The 3,253-nt window shown below is 72.4% G+C and carries 5 protein-coding genes; 2 read left to right on the forward strand and 3 right to left on the reverse strand.

The features are described from left to right. Positions 1-698 (reverse strand): hypothetical protein (locus tag AB8Z36_RS35145; RefSeq protein ID WP_369217446.1); only part of this gene is annotated, 698 nt, incomplete at its 3' end. 234 nt (positions 699-932) lie between these two features. Between AB8Z36_RS35145 and AB8Z36_RS35150 the strand changes: the two genes are divergently transcribed. Next, positions 933-1,217 (forward strand): hypothetical protein, encoded by a 285-nt coding sequence (locus tag AB8Z36_RS35150; RefSeq protein WP_369217447.1) that lies wholly within the window; start codon positions 933-935, stop codon positions 1,215-1,217. Positions 1,218-1,380: 163 nt separating this feature from the next. Here AB8Z36_RS35150 and AB8Z36_RS35155 read toward each other — a convergent pair whose 3' ends face one another. Both AB8Z36_RS35155 and AB8Z36_RS35160 read right to left on the reverse strand, forming a co-directional pair. Next, complete coding sequence (locus AB8Z36_RS35155) at positions 1,381-1,806, reverse strand: pyridoxamine 5'-phosphate oxidase family protein (RefSeq protein ID WP_369217448.1); 426 nt, start codon at positions 1,804-1,806, stop codon at positions 1,381-1,383. A 122-nt stretch (positions 1,807-1,928) separates the two neighbouring features. Continuing rightward, entirely contained in the window at positions 1,929-2,420 is a 492-nt protein-coding gene (locus tag AB8Z36_RS35160) for a hypothetical protein (protein ID WP_369217449.1), read from the reverse strand. A gap of 118 nt (positions 2,421-2,538) precedes the next feature. Between AB8Z36_RS35160 and AB8Z36_RS35165 the strand changes: the two genes are divergently transcribed. Then, a partial coding sequence (locus AB8Z36_RS35165) for a LysR family transcriptional regulator (RefSeq protein ID WP_369217450.1) occupies positions 2,539-3,253 on the forward strand: 715 nt, incomplete at its 3' end.

The following is a 3,253-nucleotide window of genomic DNA, read 5'->3' on the forward strand; positions in this document are numbered from 1 at the left end:
GGCTTGACGTCGTCGGTGTCCGGGGTGGGCCGCGGGGCGGGCTTCGTGCCGTCGTTGTCCGGCGCGGGCACCGGGTCGGGCTCGTCCACCCAGGAGGAGAGCCGCCCGTCGGGCTGGAGGGCGCCGTGCAGGCCGTTGTTCTGGCCGTAGTCGGCGCGGCCGTTAGCGTCCAGGGTGCCGGTCCTGCCGCCGCTGCCGAAGAGATCGGCCTGGTAGTGGTGGGCCGACAGCTTGTAGACCTTGGCGCTGGAGCCGTCGGCGAGGGTCGGTGAGGCGACGAGCACCCGCTTGTGCGGGGCGGGCTTGGGCTTCGGCTTCGGCTTCGGCTTCACGCTGTCCATCCAGGAGGTGACCGTGCCCTTGGGGGTGAGCCTGATGTGGAGGCCGTTGTGGTTGACGGTCACGTTCTTGCCCCTGGCCGTCAGCGTGGCGGCCTTGTGGCCCTTGACCCATATCTCGGCCTGTGCCCTGTTCTTGCCCAGCTTGTAGATCCTGGCGGTCGAGCCGTCGCGGAGCTTCACGCTCTTCACGTAGGTCCGCTTGGCCTTGGCATGGGCGATCGACTCGACGCCGCTGACGGCGGAGGCCGTCCTGCCGGTGGGCTCGGCGGCGACGGCTCCGGAAGCGGCCCCGAGGCCGATACCGGCGGTGGCGACGACGGCGATGACGCTGTTACGCAGGGTGCGGGCAGTACGCATGGTGACTAAGGCCCTTCAGGCTCGGTTCCTGGCTGTGTGATGGCCGCCCTCAGCGGCGACATCTACGAAGCTACGCATCCACTGTCAAAATCACCCATAAGGGATGTAACGGCTGGAGCGCGCATTCGGTGCGGGCCCATCACGGGGCTCCGGGCGTTCGCCCCGACGGTGGAATCCGCCCCCGGATCACCGGGGAGGACGCATCCTCACCGGCCCTGACCCGTTGAGGAAGGCATGAACAACCAGAACCGCGTACTCGCCGCCGTCACCCTCGCCGCCGCCACCCTCGCCCTGACGGGAACCGCCCACGCCGCCACGCCCGCCGCGGACGGCGAGGGCAAGGGGAACAGCCTCGGCAGGGCGGTCGGGAGCACGCTGGCCGACCCCTCGGAGACCGCCGAGGACGCGGTCTTCGCCACGAAGACCGCCCTGCACGTCGCCAAGACGGGCCTGGACGCCGTGAAGACCGTCGGGCAGGCCGGGGTGCCGCTGATGGAGGGTGGCCTGCGCGCGTCGTAGTCCCGCCGGACACGACGCCCGTACCGCCGCCCCGACTCATGAGTCACGCGTCATGAGTGACGCGTCATGGGTCACGCGTCGTGAGTCCGGACCGCCTCCCCCTCGGGGAGACGGTCCGACCGGGGATATGACACAGGCTCTCAGGGGCCCGGCCGCGGGGCGGTCACACCGTGCCGAGGTCCGAGGAGTACCAGTGCTCGGGGCGCAGGTAGTACAGGGCCTGCTCGCCGTGCTCCTTCGAGGCGAACTCCACGTACCCCTCGACCTTGTCGGCCGGGAGGTAGCGCGCCGAGATCTCCCGGAGCCGCTCGATGGTGGCGTCCTCGGTGCGGACGACGGGGCCCTCCACGGAGACGTACCGGATCGTCGGCTCAAGGCGGTCCACCATCAGCGAGAAGCGACCCGCCGCCTCGATCAGGCGGCCCTTCTTGGAGTGGCGTCCGGTCATCACCCACAGCTCGCCACCGGGCGCGTACTGGTACCAGATCGGCAGGGTGAGCGGCGCCCGCCCGTCCTCCGCCGCCACGGCGAGCGCCCCGATGTGCGGTTCGGCCAGGAACTGTTCACGCTCTTCGACACTGAGGGACATGACTTCTCCTCCGACGGTGGTGCGCTGAAGTCCGGACCTCGGTCCGGGTCTTGCCTCTGGTCCTCAACTCGGGTGCGGCGAACGGATACTCCGTGCGTACGGGTGGGACGTACGGGCGAGCGTCACCTCTCGGCCAGCGGCGACCCGCACCGTGCGCAGAAGCGGGCGTCGCGTTCGGTGGCGAGGCGGCCGCAGTCGGGGCAGACGCGGTCGAGCAGACAGGCGGCCTCGCCCGCCTCCTGCGCGAGGCGCGCCGAACCGATGCCCATCGGCGGCCTGCGGCGGTGGGCGGTCGTGTACGTCAGGCCCTCCGGGCCCGCGTGCACGGAGCGGGTCGTCCCGACGGGCAGCCAGGCGAGGACGCCGGGCCGCAGCGGGAAGACGTCATCGGGCGTACGCACCTCGCCCGCGCCCGCAAGGACGGTCACCAGGACGCCGAGGACGGTCTCGGTGTGCTCGGCGATGTACGCGTCGGGGGCGAGGCGCACGACGTTGGCGTCCAGGTCACGCGTGGGGTCCCCGAGCGACCACGTCACGCTGATGGGGCCGCGGCCCGCCGCGCCCGTCCGCTCCCTGCCGACGTACTCGGGGGTGGCGGGCGGCGGCGTACTCATGGCAACTCCAGTCGACGAGGGTCGGCAAACAATAACCACGCCGACGGCCGCCCGCGCGCCCACTCCACCGAAGGCGCAGGGCGGGGTCGTGGCCGGGCCCCGGTTATGCTCCCAAGGCATGACCATCGAGCTGCGGCATCTGCGGGCCTTCCTCGCCATCGCCGACGAGGGCAACGTCACCCGCGCCGCCGCGCGGCTCCGGCTGAGCCAGCCCGCGCTCTCGCGGACCCTGCGACAGCTCGAAGACCATCTGGGCGCCCTGCTCGCCGACCGCTCCACCCACCACCTGGAGCTCACCGCGCGGGGCCGCACCTTCCGCGACAAGGCCGCCGTCGCCGTCGCCGCCGTCGACAGCGCCCTGGACCCCGGGTCCCTGAGCGCCTGGCCGCTGCGGCTCGGCCACACCTGGGCGGCGCTCGGCGACCACACGGTCCCGCTGCTGCGCCGCTGGGACGAGACCAGGCCCGACGTCCCCCTTGAGCTGCTCCGCGTCGACGACCGCACGGCGGGTCTCACCCGGGGCACGGTCGACGTGGCCCTGCTGCGCGGCGCGGTGACCGGCCCCGGGCTCCGCACGGAGCTGCTGCGGCACGAGGAGCGCGTCGCGGTCATGCCCGCCGACAGTCCCCTCGCCGCCCTGCCCCGGATCACCCTGGCGGATCTCGCCGGTCATCCGATCGCGCTCAACAGCGTCTCGGGCACCACGACCACCGATCTCTGGCCGCCCGGCGCCCGGCCCCGCGCGACCGTCGACGTCTCCAACACCGACGAGTGGCTCATGGCGATCGCCGCCGGGCGCGCCCTCGGCGTCTCCACATCGGCCACCCCCAGCA

This window comes from Streptomyces flavofungini (genome assembly GCF_041028215.1).
Taxonomy (GTDB): Bacteria; Actinomycetota; Actinomycetes; order Streptomycetales; family Streptomycetaceae; genus Streptomyces; species Streptomyces flavofungini_B.

What these genes read in the sequence shown, in the direction of transcription:
- AB8Z36_RS35150 (WP_369217447.1), top strand. Translation starts at nt 933, where the DNA reads ATGAACAACCAGAACCGCGTACTCGCCGCCGTCACCCTCGCCGCCGCC.
- AB8Z36_RS35155 (WP_369217448.1), bottom strand. Translation starts at nt 1,806, where the DNA reads ATGTCCCTCAGTGTCGAAGAGCGTGAACAGTTCCTGGCCGAACCGCAC.
- AB8Z36_RS35160 (WP_369217449.1), bottom strand. Translation starts at nt 2,420, where the DNA reads ATGAGTACGCCGCCGCCCGCCACCCCCGAGTACGTCGGCAGGGAGCGG.